The sequence below is a fragment of the Luteimonas sp. A482 genome, from assembly GCF_054072655.1.
The window spans coordinates 1055919-1076965 of record NZ_JBSVRO010000001.1; the positions used below are offsets into that span (position 1 = coordinate 1055919).

General features: G+C 66.8%; 16 protein-coding genes. 15 read left to right on the plus strand and 1 reads right to left on the minus strand.

Annotation, left to right across the window (positions count from 1 at the left end; translation table 11 throughout):
- Positions 1 to 134 precede the first annotated feature (134 nt).
- From ACW5DW_RS04755 to ACW5DW_RS04825, 15 genes are all read left to right on the plus strand, one after another.
- Positions 135 to 743: an RNA polymerase sigma factor gene (locus ACW5DW_RS04755; protein WP_457017607.1), complete on the plus strand. Its 609-nt coding sequence runs from the start codon at positions 135 to 137 to the stop codon at positions 741 to 743.
- Positions 683 to 916 carry a FecR/PupR family sigma factor regulator gene (locus ACW5DW_RS04760; RefSeq protein WP_457017608.1) on the plus strand — a complete coding sequence of 78 codons (234 nt, stop codon included), beginning with the start codon at positions 683 to 685 and terminating at the stop codon, positions 914 to 916. Before ACW5DW_RS04755 ends, ACW5DW_RS04760 begins: the two co-directional genes overlap by 61 nt.
- 178 nt (positions 917 to 1094) lie before the next feature.
- Positions 1095 to 3992 carry a TonB-dependent receptor gene (locus tag ACW5DW_RS04765; RefSeq protein ID WP_457017609.1) on the plus strand — a complete coding sequence of 966 codons (2898 nt, stop codon included), beginning with the start codon at positions 1095 to 1097 and terminating at the stop codon, positions 3990 to 3992.
- A 564-nt stretch (positions 3993 to 4556) separates the two neighbouring features.
- The gene (locus tag ACW5DW_RS04770) at positions 4557 to 5237 is read left to right on the plus strand and encodes an HAD family hydrolase (RefSeq protein WP_457017610.1); all 681 of its coding nucleotides are present in this window, start codon (positions 4557 to 4559) and stop codon (positions 5235 to 5237) included.
- Positions 5209 to 6213 carry a sugar-binding transcriptional regulator gene (locus tag ACW5DW_RS04775; protein ID WP_457017611.1) on the plus strand — a complete coding sequence of 335 codons (1005 nt, stop codon included), beginning with the start codon at positions 5209 to 5211 and terminating at the stop codon, positions 6211 to 6213. The genes ACW5DW_RS04770 and ACW5DW_RS04775 overlap by 29 nt, the downstream gene beginning before the upstream one ends.
- Positions 6214 to 6471: 258 nt before the next feature.
- A complete protein-coding gene (locus ACW5DW_RS04780) occupies positions 6472 to 9498 on the plus strand; it encodes a TonB-dependent receptor domain-containing protein (protein ID WP_457017612.1) in 3027 nt (1008 codons plus the stop codon).
- Positions 9498 to 10427 carry a glycerophosphodiester phosphodiesterase family protein gene (locus ACW5DW_RS04785; protein ID WP_457017613.1) on the plus strand — a complete coding sequence of 310 codons (930 nt, stop codon included), beginning with the start codon at positions 9498 to 9500 and terminating at the stop codon, positions 10425 to 10427. Before ACW5DW_RS04780 ends, ACW5DW_RS04785 begins: the two co-directional genes overlap by 1 nt.
- Positions 10424 to 11299: a glycerophosphodiester phosphodiesterase family protein gene (locus ACW5DW_RS04790; RefSeq protein ID WP_457017614.1), complete on the plus strand. Its 876-nt coding sequence runs from the start codon at positions 10424 to 10426 to the stop codon at positions 11297 to 11299. The genes ACW5DW_RS04785 and ACW5DW_RS04790 overlap by 4 nt, the downstream gene beginning before the upstream one ends.
- A 60-nt stretch (positions 11300 to 11359) precedes the next feature.
- The gene (locus ACW5DW_RS04795) at positions 11360 to 12730 is read left to right on the plus strand and encodes an alkaline phosphatase family protein (protein WP_457017615.1); all 1371 of its coding nucleotides are present in this window, start codon (positions 11360 to 11362) and stop codon (positions 12728 to 12730) included.
- A 111-nt stretch (positions 12731 to 12841) separates the two neighbouring features.
- Positions 12842 to 14179: an ABC transporter substrate-binding protein gene (locus ACW5DW_RS04800; RefSeq protein WP_457017616.1), complete on the plus strand. Its 1338-nt coding sequence runs from the start codon at positions 12842 to 12844 to the stop codon at positions 14177 to 14179.
- Between the two features lie 217 nt (positions 14180 to 14396).
- The gene (locus tag ACW5DW_RS04805) at positions 14397 to 15266 is read left to right on the plus strand and encodes a carbohydrate ABC transporter permease (protein ID WP_457017617.1); all 870 of its coding nucleotides are present in this window, start codon (positions 14397 to 14399) and stop codon (positions 15264 to 15266) included.
- A gap of 3 nt (positions 15267 to 15269) precedes the next feature.
- Positions 15270 to 16100: a carbohydrate ABC transporter permease gene (locus ACW5DW_RS04810; RefSeq protein WP_457017618.1), complete on the plus strand. Its 831-nt coding sequence runs from the start codon at positions 15270 to 15272 to the stop codon at positions 16098 to 16100.
- 17 nt (positions 16101 to 16117) lie between these two features.
- Positions 16118 to 17140 (plus strand): ABC transporter ATP-binding protein, encoded by a 1023-nt coding sequence (locus ACW5DW_RS04815; RefSeq protein ID WP_457017619.1) that lies wholly within the window; start codon positions 16118 to 16120, stop codon positions 17138 to 17140.
- Positions 17141 to 17196: 56 nt separating this feature from the next.
- Positions 17197 to 17970 (plus strand): SDR family NAD(P)-dependent oxidoreductase, encoded by a 774-nt coding sequence (locus ACW5DW_RS04820; RefSeq protein ID WP_457017620.1) that lies wholly within the window; start codon positions 17197 to 17199, stop codon positions 17968 to 17970.
- A 133-nt stretch (positions 17971 to 18103) separates the two neighbouring features.
- Entirely contained in the window at positions 18104 to 19819 is a 1716-nt protein-coding gene (locus ACW5DW_RS04825; protein ID WP_457017621.1) for an alkaline phosphatase, read from the plus strand.
- 122 nt (positions 19820 to 19941) lie between these two features.
- Here the strand turns inward: ACW5DW_RS04825 and ACW5DW_RS04830 are convergent, their stop codons facing one another.
- Entirely contained in the window at positions 19942 to 20997 is a 1056-nt protein-coding gene (locus ACW5DW_RS04830; protein ID WP_457017622.1) for a LacI family DNA-binding transcriptional regulator, read from the minus strand.
- Between the last annotated feature and the right edge of the window lie 50 nt (positions 20998 to 21047).

Below are 21047 nucleotides of genomic sequence, written 5' to 3' on the forward strand. Positions count from 1 at the left end.
CCGCCCCGACACGGGATCGGGTGATGTCACCGAAATTGCATAACGCAAGGCCAATCTCGGCAGGCCCCGGCGTCCCGCCTTCCGCAGGTGCGGGAGCGGACACGCCTGAAGCGCCACCTCCTCCCGTCATGCCCATGGACATCAATCGCAACCACATCGCAGCCTGGGTCGCCGAGAAGATCCTTCCGCACGAGGCCGAGGTGCGCCACTGGCTGCTGCGCCACTGGCGTACGACCGTGGACGTCGATGATGTGGTGCAGGAGGCCTACTGCAGGATCTCGGAGCTGGACTCGGTCGACCACATCCGCAACGGCAGGTCCTACTTCTTCACCACCGCCAGGACCATTGCGATCGACACCATCCGGTCGGCCCGGCATCGCAATTCCGTTTCGCTGACGGAAGACGAGTGGTCGTGCGTCCTAGATGAGGCCCCCTCACCGGAGCGGGTGGCCGAGGCCGGCCAGACGCTGGAGCAGGCCACGGCGGTGCTGTCGAGCCTGTCGGTGACCTGTCGCCAGGTGATCGAGTTGCGCCGGATCCGCGGCCTGTCGCAGGCGGAGACGGCACGCAGGCTGGGCGTGAGCGAAAATGTGGTCGAGAATCACATCGTGCGCGGCATCCGGCGGCTGCTGCACGCGATGACGGCCGAGGACGCATGCGGGTCAAGTCGAGGTAAACGGAATTGGAGCACCCGCGATCGAGCGACCGCTCAGAAAAGGCAGCGAGGTGGGCGGCCCGCCTGAGCCTCGGTGAGCTCACGCCTGCGCGCCAGGCCGAGCTGGACGCGTGGCTGCAGGCCGATCGCCGCCATCGCGGTGCGCTGCTGCGCGCGCAGGCGGCCCTGCATGCGCTCGAAGCCGCGGCCCGCGAGGGCGTCCACGCGCAGTCGTCCTACGATGACACCGGATCTCGCTAGGCCCGGAATCCCGACTGATCCGGGTCGGCAAGAACAAGGCCAGCACCGTTCCCCTGCCGCGGGCCCATCGCCGGAGAATGAAGAGCCACATGGCCTGAAGGAAATCGCCGGCTGCGTCGTCCTCATCAGGGAACGCCATCCCTACAGGAATTACGCAGTGCGTCCCACGACTTCCCGTTTGGCCATCTCCATCGCCGCCGCCATGGTCGCGATCTCCTCTTCCGCCAGCCTGCATGCGCAGGACCAAGCCCTGAGTTCCAGCACGGAGCCGGCAGCGGCCGACTCCGCTGCGACCGGCGAAGACGTCTCGACGCTCGCCAACGTGGTTGTGACCGGATCGCGCATCGCACGTCCGGAACTCGACAGCCCGATGCCGGTCAGCGTGATCACCATGGAGGACATGGAGCGCATCGGCATCGTGTCCGCAGAAGACGCGTTGCGCCTGGAGCCGGCGATCGGTTCCGGGATCGGCCGCTACAACGCGCAGGGCGAGGGTTTCGACGGCGGCATGGCGGCGATCTCCCTGCGCAACATGGGCACCAACCGCAGCCTGACGCTCGTGGACGGGCGCAGGCGCGTGAGCGGGTCGGCCCGCAGCTCGGCGGTGGACGTGAACATGATCCCGTCGGGCATGATCGAGCGGATCGAGGTCGTGACCGGCGGCGCCGCTGCGATCTACGGCGCGGACGCCGTGACCGGCGCCGTCAACGTCATCACCAAGAGCGACCTCGAAGGCTTCCAGGCCAACGTGCGCTACGGCATCTCCGACCGGGGCGATGCGCAGACCAGGACGGTGTCGGCCTCGTACGGCACCCCCTTCGCGGACGGCCGCGGCCACTTCAGCGTCGGCGGGACGTTCCTCGACAGCGAGGGCTTGCGCACCAACGACCGTCCGCGCACCCACCGCGGCCGGCTGCTGTACGGCGTCAACCCGGAGAACACCGCGATCGGCGACGGCATCCCCGACCGCATCGTCCACTACGACTTCGGCGAGTTCTACTACAACGACTACCCGACTTTCCTGCTGAACAACCTCAACTACGGCTACACCGGCGGTGGCGTGCGGGAGCTGTACATCCACACGCCGCTCAATGCCCGTGGCGAGTTCTACGGCGGCGACGGCGCGTTCCAGAGCGATATCCAGCCGCTGACCCAGGGCAACCAGCTGCGCGCGCCGATCCGCCAGTCGGCGGTGATCGCGCGCCTCGATTACGACATCAGCGACTCGGTCCGCTACACCGCGCGCCTGGACGTGGGCAAGACCCGGTATGAGGGCACCAAGAGCTTCTACCGCGAAGACAGCCGTAACAGCTGGCTCAACGGCGCCGGCAGTGCCTGGGCGTACCTGGACAATCCTTACCTGCCCGGGCCCGTGCGCGATTTCATGAGCGACAACAGCCTGGAGCGGCTGCGGATCTCCCGCGCCTACCGCGGCTTCGGCCTGTTCGAGGACATCCACGACCGCGAGCTGTGGTCCATCGACAACACCTTCGCCGGCAGCTTCGACAACGGCTTCCAGTGGGAGGCGTTCGCGCAGTACGGACGCAACACCGGCGAGGTCTCCAACCCCAACACGGTGCGCGTGTCGCACTGGCTGGCCGCGCGCGACGCGGTGATCGATCCGGCGACCGGCATGGCCGCGTGCCGCGACGTCGAAATGCGTGCGCGTGGCTGCGTGCCGTTCAACATCTTCGACAGTCACGTTCCCACGCCAGAGGAGGCGGCCTGGATCTTCGGCAACCGCCAGGAGAAGCGCACCAACAGCCAGCACGTGTTCGGCGCCAGCCTCACCGGCACCGCGTTCTCGCTGCCGGCGGGCGACGCCAGCTTCGCCGTGGGCGTGGAGCACAGGGGCGAATCGCTCAACACGCAGGAAGACCCGCTGGCGAAATCCGGCGAGCTGGCGCACAGCGCCAGCGTGGCCGCGCACGCCGAGATTTCCGAATCGATGCGGGTCAGCGAGGCCTACGGTGAGCTGGTGGTGCCGCTGCTGGCCGACCTGCCGTTCGCCGAGCGCCTGGAGATCGAGGGCGCCTACCGCTATTCGCACTACGACAGTTTCGGCGGCACCAAGGCCTGGAAGTTCGGCAGCACCTGGTCGCCGATCCGCGGCATCACGCTGCGCGGAGTGCGGTCCCACAGCGTGCGCGCGCCCAACTTCGGCGAGCTGTACGAGCCGATCAATGTCAGCATGAGCAACCTTGCCGACCCCTGCGAGGACATCTACACCTACGAGACCCCCAACCGGCTGGCGAACTGCCAGGCCATGGGGATCGCTATGCCGCCAGCCAACAGCGTAGCCGTGTCCGAAGTCACCTCGGGCGGCAACCCGGACCTGCAGCCGGAAACCTCCGACAGCGTCACCTACGGTGTGATCCTGCAGCCGAGCTTCGTCCCCGGCCTCGACGTCACCGTGGACTACTGGGACATCGACATCAAGGACGTGGTGACCCAGATGAGCGCGAACAACCTGCTCAACTTCTGCGTCGACATGCCCACGCTCGACAACCCGTTCTGCCGCCAGATCGTGCGTGACACGGATCCGGCGCGCACGGTCCTGCAGGTCTCGACGCAGCAGATGAACGCGGCGCGCTTCCTGGCCCGCGGCGTGGACTACGGCATCAACTACCGCGTGCCGGTGGGCCCGGGCTATCTGCGGATGAGCCTCAAGGCGACGCGCCTGATCCAAAAGCAGCAGCAGGGCGTTCCGGGCATCGAGGCCAGCACGTCCTACCAGGAAGGCGGCCGCGCCGATCCGATCTGGCGGGGCACGCTGATGACCAGCTACTCGGTGGGCGATTTCGACGTGACGCTGCACAACCGCTACAACGGGAGCGCGATCTACGATCGCAACCGGGCCTCGGAGGAGAGCTTCGACATTGACGAGATCCCGGCGGTGCGCTACATGGATCTTTCCGCGGGCTGGCACTTCAACGACAACCTCCGCGTCACCGCGGGCATCACCAACCTCACCGACAAGGATCCGCCCTTCCTGCCGTCGATCTACATGGGCGAGTCGGGCAGGTACGACATCGTCGGCCGCGCCTACTTCGTCAGTCTGAACGCGCGCTTCTGAGTTTGCTCGTCTGGCGCCCGCCGGCTCGTTGTGGTCGGCGGGCGCCCTCTTATTGGTTCTCTGTCATTGGGTCGACCGCTGCCGCATCGGGTTGCCCCCCGGCGTGGCGGATCGAGGCCGTCCCGGGCCGGGGGTTGCTCCCCGGCTCGGTCAGTCCGCGTCCCTGCCCGGCCTGGCGCAGCGCGCCGGGCGTTCACGCGCCTACGCGTCAGTGCCGCGCATGCCATGCGCTCACCCATGGCTGACTCGCCGCTGCGCATCGATGCGCTGCTATCGGCAACCCCGGCCGACAGGGCACGGCGTCCGCTTTCGAAGTACGGGTCGACCGTCGCCACGTGGCAACCCATGCGCTCTAGCGAACACAGGGGAGTTCTTGGCACGGATCCCTCGGTCCGGCGGCCGGAGAATCTGCACTGCTCCTTGCCGTGCCGCGCAAATTCCGGCAGCCATTTCAATTTTGATACATTTGCCCAGGCGGTATGCGTTCGCTCAGTCGGCTGCTATAGTGAATTTCCGACAGACGACAGGCAGCCGCGGGTGGCACCGAATCCAGCTCCTTCCCTGGTGATCTTCGACTGCGACGGAGTGCTGGTCGACAGCGAGCCGCTTTCGCTCTCCGTCCTGTCCCAGACGCTGACCCAGCGCGGCCTGCCCGCCGACGTTCCCTATGTCACGCGCCACTTCCTCGGCCGCCAGTTAGCCACGGTGCGCGAGCACGCCGTGGCACACCAGCTGGATCTGCCGCCGAACTTCGAGCACGACCTCAACGACCAGCTGGTCCAGCGGTTCCGCGGCGAACTTCTTCCGATCCCGCACGTGGCCGATCTGCTGGCCGGGCTTGCGCTCCCGCGCTGCGTGGCTTCTTCCAGCGATCTGGCGCGGGTGCGGCTGAGCCTGGAGATCACCGGGCTGGCGCAGTTCTTCGACGAGCATCTCTTCACTGCTGAAATGGTCTCGCGCGGCAAGCCCGAGCCCGACCTGTTCCTGTTTGCCGCCGAGCGCATGCGAGCGGTCCCGGCCGACTGCCTGGTGATCGAGGACAGCCCTCACGGCGTGCTCGCGGCGCGAGCGGCCGGCATGGAGGTGTGGGCCTTTACCGGCGGAAGCCATCATCGCGGTCGAGCCGAGGCGGCAGCTCCGTTGCTCGAAGCCGGCGCGCACCAACTGTTTGACGACATGCGTACACTAGGAGCGGCCATTTCCAGCGCTGTCGGCAATGCCGAGTACGCGGCCACCATCAGGTAACAGGCACCAGGTAACAGGTGATATGGCAAGTCCCGGAAACGACACTTCCCGTCTGGACGCGGCCGCCCGGGCGGGCTGGCTGTACTACATCGCCGGCAACACCCAGGACGAAATCGCCCGCAAGCTGAAGGTGTCCCGGGCCACCGCGCAGCGCCTCGTGTCGCTGTGCCTGACGCAGCGATTGATCACCTTCCGCCTGGGCCATCCCATCGCAGAGTGCATGGACCTGGCTGCCCGGCTGCAGGAGCGGTTCGACCTGCGTTCCTGCGACGTCGCGCCCAGCGAGCCAGACGATCCCAGTGGCATCGCCGGCATCGCCGAGCGCGCGGCGGCGCTGCTCGAGACCACGCTGCGCAGCGAGGTGCCGAGCATCATCGGCATCGGCACCGGTCGGGCGATGCGCGCGGCCGTCGAACGCCTGCCCGCGGTGCAGGCACGCGACCACCAATTGGTGTCGCTGGTGGGCAACATCTCCCCGGATGGGTCGGCCAGCCCCTTCGACGCCATCGCCCGGCTGGGCGAGCTCACCGGCGCGCAGTACTACCCGATGCCGCTGCCGATGCTGCTGTCCTCGCCCGAGGAATGCCGGAGCCTTCTCGACATGCAGGTGTTCAAGCGCATCCACGCGATCGCAGCGAAGGCCACTCTGCGCCTGGTCGGTGTCGGTCAGATCGACCAGACGGCACCCGTGTACGTGGACCGGTTTCTGACCCGGCTCGAGTTGCTCGAACTGATCCAGCTCGGAGCCGTGGGCGAGGTGGTCGGCTGGGCGTTCGACCGCGAGGGCAAGGTGATCGTGGGTGGCAGCAACCTGCGGTTGACCAGCGTCCCGCATACGCCCGACCAGGACTGCGTGACGGTCGGCGTAGCAGCCGGCACGGTGAAGGTCGGCGCCATCCGCGCCGCGCTCAAGGGCCGCATCATCAATGGCCTGATTACCGACGAAGCAACCGCCAAGGCCATTCTGGCCGACTGAGCGCGGCGCGCTTTCACCCATCCAGCGGGCCGACGCCCGATTTCGCCCTGGCGCTCCGGCGTTGGCGTTCTGCCACGTCGCTGACATTTTTCCCCTATAGCCTCGTTCATGCCGCGCGGTGTGCGGCGCGCGCCAACGCGTTTTTACGCTGCGACGAATGCTGCAGTGCAGGATCGAAAGTGCTTTACAACACTTATGTAACATGAGCATATGCGCACAACGAGGGCATTTGTTCATTTCTTGGGAGAGAGAAATCAAATGAAAGTATTCCGCATCCAGCCAAAGAAGCATCTGCTCACGGCGGCCCTGCTTGTCGCGCTCGCCCCCACGGCGGCGGCGCAAGAGCAGCCGGCCACCCAGGCCACGGGCACTGATAGCAAAGTCGCCCAGACCCTGGACAACGTCGTGGTCACCGGCAGCCGCATCGCCCGTCCCGAGCTCGAATCGGTGATGCCCATTTCGGTCGTGGACTTCGACGAGATGAAGGACACCGGCCGATTCAGCGTGTACGACGCGCTGCAGCTCAATCCCGCGATCGGCCCAGGCGTGGGCGAAATGAACTCGATGGGCCAGGAGTTCGACAAGGGCGTGGCCAACATCGACCTGCGCAGCATGGGGACCAACCGCTCGCTGGTGCTGGTCGACGGCCTGCGCTGGGTGTCCGGTGGTGCGCGTACCGCGGCGGTGGACCTCAACACCATTCCTTCGGCGCTGATCGAGCGTATCGAGACCGTCACCGGCGGCGCGTCCGCGATCTACGGCGCTGACGCCGTCACCGGCGCGGTCAACATCGTGATGAAGAAGCGCATGGACGGCACCTCGCTCTCGCTGACCACGGGTCTGTCCGAGCAGGGCGATGCGCGCCAGACGCACATCTCGGCGGCCTCGGGCCTCAACTTCCTGGATGACCGGGCGCACCTCGTGTTTGGTGCGAACTACGTGTACACCGACGACATCCCGCTGCTGGACCGCTCCAGCGACCGAATGGTCTATGCAGCCAATCCCGACAATACCGGTCCGGATGACGGCATCCCGGACAACATCATCATCGACTTCCATCAGTTCTACCGGTCCCCCTACCCGACCTGGTGCGAATATGAGGGCGAGGCGCCCTGCGGCACCAACGCCATCGACGGCGACTGGTACCAGTTGATCGACGGTCAGGTGCGTCACATTCCTCGCGACAGCTACCGCTCCATCACCAACAACGACACCGGCCAACAGGACGGGGGGCCTGATACGGCGTTCGGCATCTACGACTACATGTTGCTCCGCGACAAGTCGGAGAAGAGTTCGCTCTATGCCAACCTCGAGTTCGCGGTGACGCCGGAGTTGATCTGGAACACGAACTTCGGCTACGCGCGCACCTACGTCAGCGGCCACGCCCAGTGGCCGGGGCACCGCGACGACATCCGCCAGGTGAACTGGTGGGGACGTGATCCCGACACCGGGGTGGCCTATCCGGGCCTCGTGGCGCGACTGTCCGACCCGTTCCTGCCTGATTCGCTGCGCCAGCGTATGCTGGACCAGGACATGACCGAGCTGCCCATGAGCCGGCACTATTCGCATCTGCCGATGTCGCGCGAGATCCATCGCCGCCAGGCGGTGAGCTTCGGCACCGACCTGTCGGGTCCGCTGAGCGAACGGATCGACTGGAAGGGCTTCCTGCGCTGGGGCACGGTCGAGGACGACATCACCACGACCAACATGGTGGGGCACAACGAGTGGCTGTTGGCGCGTGACGTGACGGTGGACGCCGCCGGCGCCCCGATCTGCGCCGACCCGATCGCCCGGCGCGCCGGCTGCGTGCCCACCGACCTGTTCAGCACGGAGATGCCCAGCCAGGAGTGGCTGAACTACGTCATGCCGCACGAGCGCTACGAGCGGACGCAGAACAGCATGCTCAACGTCGGCATCGGCTTCAATGGCGAGCTGTTTGACCTGCCTACAGGCACGGTGCGTTTTGCGGCTGGCGCGGAGTGGCGCCATGAGAAGCTCGATACGCGCGACGACCCGAACACAGTCAAGCTCAACAACATCATCTGGTCGCCGGGCAACGACCACGGCCTGCACCCCGACATGAGCGCGGAGCGCAAGGTGTCGGAGGTGTACGGTGAGCTGGTGGTGCCGGTGCTGAGCGACCTGCCGTTCGCCCAGAAGCTCGACCTCGAGGCCGCGTACCGCTATTCGCACTACAGCGACAATCCGTCGACCAACACCTGGAAGCTCGGCATGATCTGGTCGCCCTTCCAGGGCGTGAACGTGCGCGCTGTCAAGGGCTACAGCATTCGCGTGCCGAACTTCGGCGAACTGCACTCGCCGGTCAGCATGGTCACGATGGGCCACATCTCCGACCCCTGCCAGGAAGTGCTGATTCTCCAGGACAACGATCGTGCCGCGAACTGCGCCGCGACCGTGCCAGGGTGGACGGGGCCCCTGCCGCGGCCGAATCAGAACACGCCGAGCGTGCTCACCGGCGGCAACGCGGATCTCGAGCCGGAAACCTCGAACTCGTTCTCCTACGGCGTGGTGTGGCAGCCCTCGTTCGTCCGCGGTCTTGACCTGACCGCCGACTATTGGGAGATCGACATCGACAACGTGATCACGTCGATCGCGTACGGCACGATCATGAACAACTGCGTCAACGCCAGCGGCGGCCCCGACATGGGCTATTGCCAGTTCGTGCATCGTCACACCACGTCGGGCGAGGGACACCAGGTCGGTGAGGTGGACTATGTGCAGGCGCAGTACGCCAACCTGGCCGGCCGCAAGACTCGCGGCATCGACTTCGGCGCCCAGTACCGCTTCGACCTGGGCCCGGGCAGCTACCGCGTCGCGTTCAGCGGCACGCGCAACCTGGAGCGCAGCATCATCTCCCAGCGTGGCAGCCAGGGCACGGATCGCGCCGGCCAGTTCCAGTACCCGGACTTCAAGGCCAACCTGATGAACCGGTACGACGTCGGCCAGTTCAGCTTCGCGCTCAACACCCGCTACACCAGCAAGGGCCTGTATTCGCGGACCGACCAGTCAATGGAGACGCGCGAGTTGCCGTGGGTGCCGGAATACTGGCAGCACGATCTGAATGTCAGCTGGTACCCGACCGCCGGCTATTCGATCTCGCTGGGGGTGAAGAACCTGACCGACACCAAGATCAAGCACCCGACGCTGCGTGCCTACACGACATCTCCACACCTTAACGCCGACTCGGCCAACGCCAACTACGGCGCGAACTACATGGATGCCATCGGACGCTACTACTTCGTCACCCTGAAGGCGGATTTCTGATGAGGCTCAGCACTGCATCCCTGCTGACCGGGCCGACGCTCGCCGGCCTGGTGTCCCTGGCCTGCGCGGGGTTCGCGCAGGCTGCGCCGGCGGACGGGCCGGCGCAGAAGCTGCGCGATCCCGAGCGCGTGCTGGTCGTGGCCCATCGCGGTTGCGTCGGCCCGGCGCCGGAGGTCTCGGTGGCGTCGATCCATGCCTGCGCAGGCAAGGGCATCGACGGCATCGAACTGGACATCCGCAAGTCGAAGGATGGCGTGCTGGTGTCGATCCATGACACCACCCTCGAGCGCACCACCAACGGCAAGGGCAGGGTGGCCGACCATACTGCGGAAGAGCTGCGCAAGCTGCGCCTGCGCCGCGGCAACGGCGGCCCGAGCGTGGTGGTCACGGACGAGCCGCTGCCGACCCTGGAAGAGATGCTGCTGGCAGCCAGGCAGCACGGCTTCATCGTGCACCTGGACATCAAGGACGCCACCCACGCCGAAGTCGCCGCGATGATCCGCAAGCTCGGCATGGAAGGGCAGGCCACGGCCTGGGTGACCGGTTCGCCGGATGATGCGGACCAGCCCGATCCTTCCGTGGGCCAGGTGCTGGTGATCGTACCGCGCATCCAGGACTGCTCGGAAGGCGCGCCTGCCTCGTGCCGGCCGAACGACCTGGCCGACCTGATGGGTTTTGCACGATACAACCCGGCGGGCTATTTCCTCTGGTACCGCGCCACGCCGGAGTTCTTCGCCGCCTTCCACGCCGCGCCGCGGCCGCCGGGTACGCGCTTGACCACAGAAACCCTTTGGGAGATCGACAGCCTGCCCAAGCAGGAGCGGCACGCGCAGTACCGCCGGCTGCTCGACGCGGGCGCTACGCTGTTCCTGACTGACCGCCCGGAGGACATGGTGGCCTTCATGAAACAGGAAGGAGGCAAACCATGAGGCCGGTCCGGTCGATTGTGCTGGCGGGGATGCTGCTTGCCGCCTCGGCAGCGGCCTCGGCCGAAACGCCCGAGGTCGTGGCCCATCGCGGCGGTGCGCTGCTGTGGCCGGAGAACACGCTGTACGCGTTCGAGCAGGCGACCAGAGCCGGGGTCGAGTACCTGGAGTTCGACCTGCAGATGACCGCCGACAACGCGCTGCTGGTCACCCACGACCAGGACATCAATCCGGCCTTCTGTTCCGCGCCGGCCGGCCAAGGGCTGATCCCCAAGCCCGTGCGCAATCTGACCCTGGAACAGAGCCGCGCCTTCGATTGCGGCAGCCGCTCGCGCAGCATCTATCCGGATGCGGAAAAGCGTGCCGCGGGCATGCCGACGCTGGCGGAGGTGTTCGAAGCCTTCCGCGACAACGCCCGGATCAAGTATTTCATCGAGACCAAGCTGCCCAAGCCGGGTTCGCCCGGAGAGCCGGTCGACACCACGCTCTACGCGGCCAAGCTCGAGCAGGTGATCCGCAAGTACGGTCTGGAGGATCGCGTGGTCCTGCAGTCCTTCGACTGGCGCACCATTACCGCGATGCACGAGCTCAATCCCAAGGTGCGTACCTGCCCGCTGGGCGTGCCGCGCAACAGCCATGATTACGACGCCACGCTGCGTGAGCTGCACGCCACCTGCATTGTGCTGGATGCCCGGACGACGACGCCGGCGCAGGTCAGGCAGTTCCAGCGCGATGGCGTCCTGGTGTTCTCCGGCGTGATCGACAACGAGGAAGACTGGCGCGAGGCGCTGACGTTCGGCTACGACGCGATCTTCACCAACGACCCGCTCGGGGTGATCGGATTCCTGCGCAAGGATTCTGCACGCGGCCGCTGATGCAGCCGTGTCGCGGGCACCGGCCCACTTGAACGAACGAAGCCAATCAACAGGAAGCCAATGAATATCTGCTCCATGCTCAGGTTCGCCCTTGCCGCGCTGCTCGCGGTCGCCCCCGCAGTCAGTGCGCAGGAAGGCAAGCCTGCGGTTCTGCTGATCTCGATCGACGGTCTCCATCCAAGCTACGTGATCGAGTCGCAGCGGTTCGGCGTCGAGGTTCCGACCCTGCGCGAGTTCGTGAAGAGGGGCACGTACTCCACCGGCGTGGTCAACGTCACGCCCACGCTCACGTATCCCAACCACACCTCGATCATCACCGGCGTCGCGCCAAACGAACACGGCATCCGCGGCAACACCGTGTTCGATCCGGAGGGCCTGGAACAGGGCGCCTGGAACTGGTACGCATCGCAGATCCGCGTGCCCACCCTGTGGGACGCCGCCAAGGCTGGCGGACTGACCACCGCCAGCGTGCTGTGGCCGGTGAGCGTGGGCCATCGAGCCATCGACTACAACGTGCCCGAGTACTGGCGCACCAAAAACCGGGCGTCGGACGACCACGTGCTGCACGCGGTCAGTACGCCGCGTGGCTTCCTGGAGACGGTGGACGGCGCCAACCGGATGTTCGACCCGACCGATACGCCGGACGAGTGGTCGTTCGACGAGAAGCTGACGAAGATCGCGCTGGCGATGATCGAGCAGGGCAGGCCGCAGCTGCTGAGCATCCACATCACCAACCTCGACAGCGCGCAGCACAAGCGGGGTCCGCTGGAGACCAACGACCTGGCGCGGCGAACGCTGGAGAAGATCGACGCGATGATCGCGCGCCTGATCGAGGCCCAGCGCGCCGTATACCCGGACTCGACCATCGTTGTCGTCTCCGACCACGGCTTCCATCCGGTCAACGCGACCATCAACCTCAATGCCGCGTTCGCGGATGCCGGGCTGATCGAACTGGACGCGCAAGGGGAGCTGGGTTCGTGGAAGGCCTATGCCTGGAGCGCGGGGGGCAGCGCCTCGGTGGTGCTCAAGGACAAGGACGACGCGGCGACGTACCGCGCGGTCGATGCCATCCTCACCGCGCTGGAGCGCGACCCCGACAGCGGCGTGGCCAGCGTGCTGCGCGGCGAAGCGGCGGTGCGCGACGGCGCGCTCGAGGAAGCGTCGTTCATGGTGGACGCCAAGGGCGGCTTCGCCATGGGCAAGGCGCTGACGGGCGAAGTCTTGCGGCCGCAGGCACGCACGACGGGTGCGCATGGATATCGCAACACGCATCCGGAAATGAACTCCTCGTTATTCGTGACGGGACCGGGCGTGGAGCAGGGCAGGAACCTGGGCAGGATCGATGCACGCCAGGTCGCGCCGACGCTCGCGCGGGTGCTGGGCGTATCACTGCCAACGGCCACGCAGGAGCCGCTGCCGCTCGGGAACTGATCCCGGCGGTCTGGGTTGCGAAGGCGGGCAAATACTTTACAAATTCGGCCTGTTGTGAGTATGTGTGCATACGACGGGCAATTGTTCGAAATGATATTGGAGATATACGCAATGGGCACTTTGACCAAAGGCGCGCTCGTGGTGGTCATCACCGCGGGACTGGCGGCATGCGGCCAGTCCCGCGAAAGCGGCACGCCGGGCAAGCCTGAGACGTTGGTCATCGCCACGCTCAACAACGCCGACATGATCCGGATGCAGAAGCTGACGCCGGAGTTCACGGCGAAGCATCCGGGGATCAAGGTCGAGTGGGTCACGCTGGAGGAGAACGTCCTGCGCCAGCGCGTCACCACCGACATCGCCACCAAGGGCGGCCAGTTCGACATCCTGACCATCGGCACCTACGAGGTTCCGATCTGGGCCGCGCGCGGCTGGCTCAAGCCGCTGGAGTTCGGGCCGGAGTACGACGTCGATGACCTGCTGCCCAAGATCCGCGAGGCCGCGAGCTTCGACGGGCAGCTCTATGCCGCGCCGTTCTACGGCGAGAGTTCGATGCTGATGTACCGCACCGACCTGTTCGAGCAGGCCGGCCTGGCCATGCCTGAAGATCCGTCGTGGTCATTCGTGACCGACGCGGCCGCCAGGCTCACAGACAAGGACGCAGGCGTGTACGGCATCTGTCTGCGCGGCAAGGCCGGCTGGGGCGAAAACATGGCCCTGCTGACCGGGATGGGCAACGCCTTCGGGGCGCGCTGGTTCGACGAGAACTGGACTCCGCAGTTCGACCAGCCCGAGTGGAAAGCCGCCATCCAGACTTACGTCGACGTGATGCGCGAAGCCGGCCCGCCGGGCGCTGCGTCGAACGGCTTCAACGAGAACCTGGCGCTGTTCAACGCGGGCAAGTGCGCGATGTGGGTGGACGCTACGGTAGCGGCCTCGTTCGTCAGCGACCCGAAGGATTCCAGGGTCGCCGACAAGGTGGGCTTCGCCCCGGCCCCGCATGCAGGCAAGGGCAAGACGACCGGCTGGCTGTGGGCGTGGAACTTCGCCGTCCCCGCCAGCTCCAGGAAGGTCGAACAGGCGCAGACTTTCATCGCCTGGGCGACCAGCCGCGAGTACATCGAGCTGGTGGGCGAGCGGGAAGGGTGGGCCCACGCGCCGCCCGGCTCCCGGGCTTCGCTCTACAAGAATCCCAAATACCTCGAGGCGGCGCCGTTCGCGGCGCAGACCCTGGCCGCGATCGAGGGCGCCGACACGCGCAACCCCGCGGTGAAGCCCGTGCCCTACATCGGCGTGCAGTACGCGGCGATTCCCGAGTTCCAGTCCATCGGCACCACGGTCGGGCAGCTGTTCTCGGCCGCCTTGGCCGGCTCGGTGAGCGTGGACCAGGCGCTGGCGAGTGCGCAGGAGACCACCGAGCGCGAGATGAAGCGCGCGGGGTATCCGAAGTAGGCGCGACGACAGCAAGCGCGTCGAGCAGGCGCGCTGAACAAGCCGCGCGACGACGCAAGCGCAACCCCCGCCGGTCCACGGGCCGGTCCCGGTTTTTTAAAGTCCTGCGGCGGACACCCCGGGACGCTACCTCCCCTCCCCGGCACCCGGGGTGTCCGCTGACAGGCTGCCGGTCCCGGCTGCCGCCGGGTCCATACGCATCAACGGAAAGCGCCTGATGGCAACGCAACAGACGCAGAAACTCGCACGATTCCTGATCGCGCCGTCGGTCATCCTGCTGCTGGCGTGGATGATCGTCCCGCTGGCGATGACGATCTGGTTTTCAACACTCAACTACAGCCTGCTGAACCCTGAAAAAGCGTTTGTCGGCCTGGCCAACTACAGGTATTTCCTCAGCGATCCAGCATTCCTGTCTTCCCTGACCAACACGCTGGTGATGGTCGGTTCGGTGCTGGCCATCACCGCGGTGTTCGGCGTGCTGATCGCGCTGCTGCTCGACCAGGTATTCATCGGTCGCCAGATCGTGCGGCTGATGCTGATCGCGCCGTTCTTCATCATGCCCACGGTCAGCGCGCTGGTGTGGAAGAACCTCCTGATGCATCCGGTGTCGGGCCTGCTTGCGTGGTTGTGGGGGGCATTCGGGCTGACGCCAGTCGACTGGTTCACCCAATATCCGATGTTTTCGATCATCCTGATCGTGGCCTGGCAGTGGCTCCCCTTCGCCGTCCTGATCCTGCTGACCGCCCTGCAATCGATGGACCAGGAGCAGCAGGAGGCTGCGCGGATGGACGGGGCCGGCGTGTTCGACCGCTTCTTCCACCTGACCCTGCCGCACCTGGCGCGCCCGCTGACCATCGTCATCCTGATCGAAATGATCTTCCTGCTGACAGTGTTCGTGGAGATATACGTCACCACCGCCGGCGGGCCCGGCATGGAGACCACGACCCTGACCTACCTGATCTATTCGCAGGCGCTGCTCAAGTACGACGTCGGCGCGGCTTCGGCCGGCGGCCTGGTGGCGGTGGTGCTGGCCAACATTGCCGCGATCTTCCTGGTCTACATCATCGGCAAGAACCTGGAGACCTGAGCAATGGCACGCCGCACGCCCCCCCTCCAGCTCGCCCTGACTACCGCATTCGCCTGGGCGGTCGGCCTGGTCGTGTTCTTCCCGATCCTGTGGATGCTGCTGACCAGCTTCAAGACCGAGATCGACGCGTTCACCACGCCGCCGTCGTTCGTCTTCTTCGACTGGACGCTGGAAAACTACATCGCCGTCCAGGAGCGCAGCAACTACCTGGCCCACGCCTGGAACTCGGTGGTGGTGGCGCTGGGTTCGACCCTGCTCGCCATGGCGGTCGCCATTCCGGCTGCATGGGCGATGGCGTTCTCCCCGACCCGGCGCACCCGCGGCATCCTGCTGTGGATGCTGTCGACCAAGATGCTGCCACCGGTTGGCGTGCTGGTGCCCATCTACCTGATCTACCGCGACTCGGGCCTGCTCGACACGCAGCTGGGCCTGGTGATCGTGCTGTGCCTGAGCAACCTGCCGATCCTGGTGTGGATGCTGTTCAACTACTTCAAGGACATCCCCAAGGACATCCTGGAAGCGGCCCGCATGGACGGCGCCACCATCGGCAAGGAGATCCTCTACGTCCTCACCCCGATGGCGCTGCCGGGCATGTTCTCCGCACTGCTGCTGTGCGTGATCCTGGCCTGGAACGAGGCGTTCTGGTCCTTGAACCTGACCTCGTCGAGCGCCGCGCCGCTCACCGCCTTCATCGCTTCGTATTCCAGCCCCGAGGGCCTGTTCTGGGCCAAGCTGTCGGCCGCATCGACGATGGCGATCGCGCCAATCCTGGTGCTGGGGTGGTTCTGCCAGAAGCAGCTCGTGCACGGGCTGACGTTCGGCGCCGTCAAATAGATCGCAACGAGGAACTCATGGGACGTATCACACTGCAGGGCGTGCGCAAGAGCTTCGATGACACCACCGTCATCCATGGCGCCGACCTCGAGATCGAAGACGGAAAGTTCATGGTCTTCGTCGGCCCCTCCGGGTGCGGCAAGACCACCCTGCTCAGGATGATCGCGGGCCTGGAGGACGTCAGCGGCGGCAGGATCCTGATCGACGGCCAGGACGTGACCCGCTTGCCGCCGGCCAAGCGCGGGCTGTCCATGGTGTTCCAGTCCTACGCGCTGTATCCGCACATGAGCGTGCGCAACAACATCGCTTTTGGCCTGAAGATGGCGGGCCTGCCCAAGGGCGAGATCGAAGAGCGCGTGGCCAGGGCCGCCGAGATCCTCAACCTCACCGATTACCTCGAACGCCGCCCGGGCCAGCTCTCGGGCGGGCAGCGCCAGCGCGTGGCGATCGGCCGCGCCATCGTGCGCAAGCCGAAGGGCTTCCTGTTCGACGAGCCCCTGTCCAACCTCGACGCCGCGCTGCGGGTGCAGATGCGGATGGAGGTCACGCGGCTGCAGAAGCAGCTCAAGACCACCGCCGTCTACGTCACCCACGACCAGGTCGAGGCCATGACGATGGCCGACGAGATCGTGGTACTGCAGGCCGGCCGCATCGAGCAGGTCGGTTCGCCGCTGGAGCTGTACGAGCGTCCGGCCAACGTGTTCGTCGCCGGCTTCATCGGCTCGCCGCGCATGAACCTGCTCACCGGCGCGCCGGCCGAGCGACACGGCGCGAGCACGCTGGGCATCCGCCCCGAGCACATCGGCGTGCACCACGGCCGCGTCGACGCCCAGGGTCCCGGTGAAGCGTGGCCAGGCACCGTGATCCAGGCCGAGCACCTGGGCAGCGACACCTTCGTCTACGTCGACGTCCCGGAGATCGGCCCCGTAAACGCGCGCTGCACCGGCGAGCTGAGGGTGGCCTCCGGCGACGCAGTCACGCTGCTGCCGGACCCGGCGCACCTGCACCGGTTCGACGCGAACCGGCAGGCGATCCGCTGAGGCCCGTGCCCGCGCCCGCTTTCTTCCCAATCCACTTTGCAGACAGGAAAGGCACCATGTATCTGGACATGTTCAGACTCGACGGCCAGGTGGCGGTCGTCACCGGCGGCGGCCGCAGCATCGGCCTTGCGATCGTCGAAGCGCTCGCCGAGGCCGGCGCCAGGGTGATCATCGCCGACCACGACCCGGCTGTGGCGGAGCAGGGCCTGGCTGAATTGCGCGGCAAGGGGGTCGAGGCCGAGTTCGTGCAGATGGACGTCACCGATTCGGAGCGCGTGACCGCGGTGGCCGACGAACTGGTCGCGCGCTACGGCAAGGTCGACATCCTGGTCAACAACGCCGGCATCGCCCGCAGCCAGACGCCGGCCGAAGCCGTCACCGACGAGCACTGGCTGAACGTCGTCGACGTCAACCTCAACGGCACCTTCTGGTGCTGTCGCGCCTTCGGCAGGCACATGCTGGAGAAAGGCGAGGGCACCATCGTCAACATCGGTTCGATGTCCGGCTTCATCGTCAACAAGCCGCAGGAGCAGTCGTACTACAACGCTTCCAAGGCCGCCGTCCACCACCTGACCAAGTCGCTGGCGGCCGAATGGGGCTCGCGCGGCGTGCGCGTCAACGCGCTGGCGCCGACCTATATCGCCACTCCGCTCAACGCCTTCGTCAAGGACGACCCACAGATGTACGACGCCTGGATCGGCGGCACGCCGATGGGACGGCTGGGCGAGGTCGAGGAAATCGCGTCGGTGGCGCTGTTCCTGTCCTCGCGCGCGTCCAGCCTGATGACCGGCAGCGTCGTGCTGGTTGATGGCGGCTATACCTGCTGGTAAGCCCGGCCCGCTCCGGCTATCCGGGCGCCGCACGGTGGGGCCGCGTCCGCTGACACACCGCCCGTCCACCGGCGTTTCCACTGAAGGCTGGTACGACATCCGTCGAACGCCTCTGCAACCCGAAGGATTCCAGATGCCCCGTAAGCTGCCTGCCGCTACCGCACTTGTCGCCGCCCTGTTGGCCGGCTGCGTCGCGACCCCGGGACACCAGGCGAGCCCACCGCAGGCGAGCGCGGCACCGCAGGCGGTCGCGGTGGACGTTCCGTCCATCGCGCGTCCAGCGGGCGAAACGCCGCAGTGGTGGTACCGCAGCGGTGCGGCCCATGCGGCGCGCAACGGAGCGATGTCCGGCGGCGCGAAGAACGTGATCTTCTTCCTTGGCGACGGCATGAGCCTGACCACCGTGGCGGCTGCGCGCATTCTCGAAGGCCAGCGCGCCGGCGGTCCTGGCGAGGAGCACCTGCTGAGCTGGGAGCAGTTCGAGCACACGGCGCTGAGCAAGACCTACAACACCGATTCGCAGACGCCGGATTCGGCCGGCACCATGACCGCGCTGGCCACCGGCGCGAAGTCGCACATGGGTGCCATCGGCGTGTCCGCAGGCAACCGCAGCGACTGCGCCGAAAGCCTGGACCGGCAGTTGCTGTCCTGGCTGCGGCTGGCCGACGACGTCGGTATGCAGAGCGGCATTGTCACCACCGCACGGCTGACCCACGCCACGCCCGCCTCCCTCTATGCGCACTCGCCCGACCGAAACTGGGAAAGCGATGCGCAGCTTCCCGCTGACGCGCGCGCCGCGGGCTGCCGCGACATCGCCAGCCAACTGCTGGACTTCGCGCCGGGCCAGGGGCCGAAGGTGGTCATGGGCGGCGGCCGCGCGATGTTCCTGCCCGCGACCGAGCGCGATCCGGAGTACGACGGGAAGACCGGCCTGCGCCGGGACGGCCGCAACCTGGTCGCCGAATGGCAGGAGCGCAATCCGCGCGGAGCCTACGTGTGGAACAACGAGCAGCTGCGCGCGGCCCGCGACGCCGAGGCCGTGCTGGGCCTGTTCGAGCCCGACCACATGCAGTACGAGCACGACCGGCGCAAGGACGCGGCGGGCGAGCCGGATCTGGAGACGATGACGCGCGTGGCGATCGAACGGCTCTCGCGCAGCGGCGACGGCTACGTGCTGCTGGTCGAGGGCGGACGCATCGACCACGCCAACCACGAGGGCAACGCCTTCCGTGCGCTCGACGAGACCACCGCCATGTCGCGCGCGGTGCAGGCCGCGGCCGAGATGACCTCGGCCGAAGACACCCTGATCGTGGTGACCGCCGACCACTCGCACACGCTCGGCTTCGTCGGCTATCCCACGCGCGGCAACCCGATCCTGGGCAAGGTCCGCGGACTGGCCAGCGAGGGCGGCGACCCGACCCAGTACGCGCGCGATGCGCTCGGCCTGCCGTACACCACGCTGGTCTACGCCAACGGTTCGGGCTACGTCGGTGCCAGCGACGAGCAGCCCGCCGGTCCCAAGCACCACCTGCATGTCCCGCGCAAGTTCGAGCCGGCGACCGGCCGTCCCGACCTGAGCGAGGTCGACACCGAGCATCCGGACTTCCTGCAGGAAGTGCTCGTGCCGATGACCGCCGAAACCCATGGCGGCGACGACGTGGGCATCTGGGCGCGTGGTCCCGGCAGCGATGCGTTCCGCGGCACCATGGAGCAGCACGTCGTCTACCATGTCATCGTGCAGGCCACGCCCCGGCTGCGCGAACAGCTGTGCGCGGCGGGTACCTGCAATGCCGCGGGCGTTCCGGTCGAACTGCCCGATCCGGCGGCGTTCAACGTCGTCAGCGACTGACGCCCGCGATGATTGACGCCGGCGGCGCGCGATCGCCGCCGGCGCAGAACGCCTGTCCGCGCCAGTGTCGGCCTCCTATCCCCGGACCCGCTGGCGCGGACCAGGCACCTGCGCGCCGCCGCCTAGCAGGGCGGGGCATCCTCGCCGACGAGCTCGGGCGGAATTTCCACGACCCCCGCCGCCTTGATTTTGCCGTCTATCATGTCGAACAGGGCCTGCAGCATCTTCGGCACGTCCTGGCGGAGCATGAGGATGTTGCGGTCGAGTGCCCGCACCATCGGATCCCAGTCGAAGCAGCCGATGCACGGGCGCGCCTGCGCGTACGCCGGGTCTGTCTCGATCCAGGGCACCACGCCCTCGAGGGTGATGGTCGAGCTGACGAAGATCGCACTGGGCGAGCTGCCGCCGCCGGCGACATAGGCCTCCAGCGCGCCGCGCGATTTTTCCGGCGCGTAGCCCCTGGTGAGGATCCTGTCCTCGTCGACCGGGATGCCGGATTCCGAATGCGCATCGCGGAAGCCCTTGATGCGTTCGATCGTGTTGTGGTCGCTCGGCCGGCCGCCGACGAACAGCAGCGGCTCGTTTTCCACGCGCCGGTCCCGGGAGGCCTTCAGGATCTCCCGCGTCAGCTCGCGTGCTCCGCCGCGGTTGTCCGAGATCACCGACGGCGCGAGCTTGCCCGGGAGATCGAGGTTGAGCGAGCGCACACCCGCCCGCGCGCAGATTCCAGTGATGCGGTCGGGGTCCGTTGCGCCGGTTGCGATCAGGTAGTCGACCTGGTGGGAAATCATCTCGCGCGCGGCCTGGATTTCCAGCTCCGCGTCGCGCTGGGTGCAGGTGATGATCGGGAACAGGCCGCGCTCGCGCGCCATCGCCTCGAACCGCTCGACAATGGAGCCGAAATAGCGGTTGTCGTACTTGGGCACGATCATGCCGATGAGGTTGGAGCGCTCGCGGCTCAGTCCGCGCGCCTGCAGGTTGATCGCGTAGCCTTGCTCGTCGGCCACCCGCTGGATCTTCTCGGCCAGGGCAGGGCCGATGCGCCGCTCGCGCCAGGTACCGTTGAGCACGGCGCTCACGGCCGATGGCGAGGTGCCCGCCAGTTCGGCCAGATCGTAGATCGTGGTGCGCTTTCCGGTGCGCCTTGCCGTCGCTGTCCGCTTCCCCGTCAAGGCCATTCCCCAGCATGCCCATCGTCCATGAGCTGGGCGCAGCTTGACATCGACCG

What these genes read in the sequence shown, in the direction of transcription:
- ACW5DW_RS04755 (WP_457017607.1), top strand. Translation starts at nt 135, where the DNA reads ATGGACATCAATCGCAACCACATCGCAGCCTGGGTCGCCGAGAAGATC.
- ACW5DW_RS04775 (WP_457017611.1), top strand. Translation starts at nt 5,209, where the DNA reads ATGCCGAGTACGCGGCCACCATCAGGTAACAGGCACCAGGTAACAGGT.
- ACW5DW_RS04780 (WP_457017612.1), top strand. Translation starts at nt 6,472, where the DNA reads ATGAAAGTATTCCGCATCCAGCCAAAGAAGCATCTGCTCACGGCGGCC.
- ACW5DW_RS04785 (WP_457017613.1), top strand. Translation starts at nt 9,498, where the DNA reads ATGAGGCTCAGCACTGCATCCCTGCTGACCGGGCCGACGCTCGCCGGC.
- ACW5DW_RS04790 (WP_457017614.1), top strand. Translation starts at nt 10,424, where the DNA reads ATGAGGCCGGTCCGGTCGATTGTGCTGGCGGGGATGCTGCTTGCCGCC.
- ACW5DW_RS04795 (WP_457017615.1), top strand. Translation starts at nt 11,360, where the DNA reads ATGAATATCTGCTCCATGCTCAGGTTCGCCCTTGCCGCGCTGCTCGCG.
- ACW5DW_RS04800 (WP_457017616.1), top strand. Translation starts at nt 12,842, where the DNA reads ATGGGCACTTTGACCAAAGGCGCGCTCGTGGTGGTCATCACCGCGGGA.
- ACW5DW_RS04805 (WP_457017617.1), top strand. Translation starts at nt 14,397, where the DNA reads ATGGCAACGCAACAGACGCAGAAACTCGCACGATTCCTGATCGCGCCG.
- ACW5DW_RS04810 (WP_457017618.1), top strand. Translation starts at nt 15,270, where the DNA reads ATGGCACGCCGCACGCCCCCCCTCCAGCTCGCCCTGACTACCGCATTC.
- ACW5DW_RS04815 (WP_457017619.1), top strand. Translation starts at nt 16,118, where the DNA reads ATGGGACGTATCACACTGCAGGGCGTGCGCAAGAGCTTCGATGACACC.
- ACW5DW_RS04820 (WP_457017620.1), top strand. Translation starts at nt 17,197, where the DNA reads ATGTATCTGGACATGTTCAGACTCGACGGCCAGGTGGCGGTCGTCACC.
- ACW5DW_RS04825 (WP_457017621.1), top strand. Translation starts at nt 18,104, where the DNA reads ATGCCCCGTAAGCTGCCTGCCGCTACCGCACTTGTCGCCGCCCTGTTG.
- ACW5DW_RS04830 (WP_457017622.1), bottom strand. Translation starts at nt 20,997, where the DNA reads ATGGCCTTGACGGGGAAGCGGACAGCGACGGCAAGGCGCACCGGAAAG.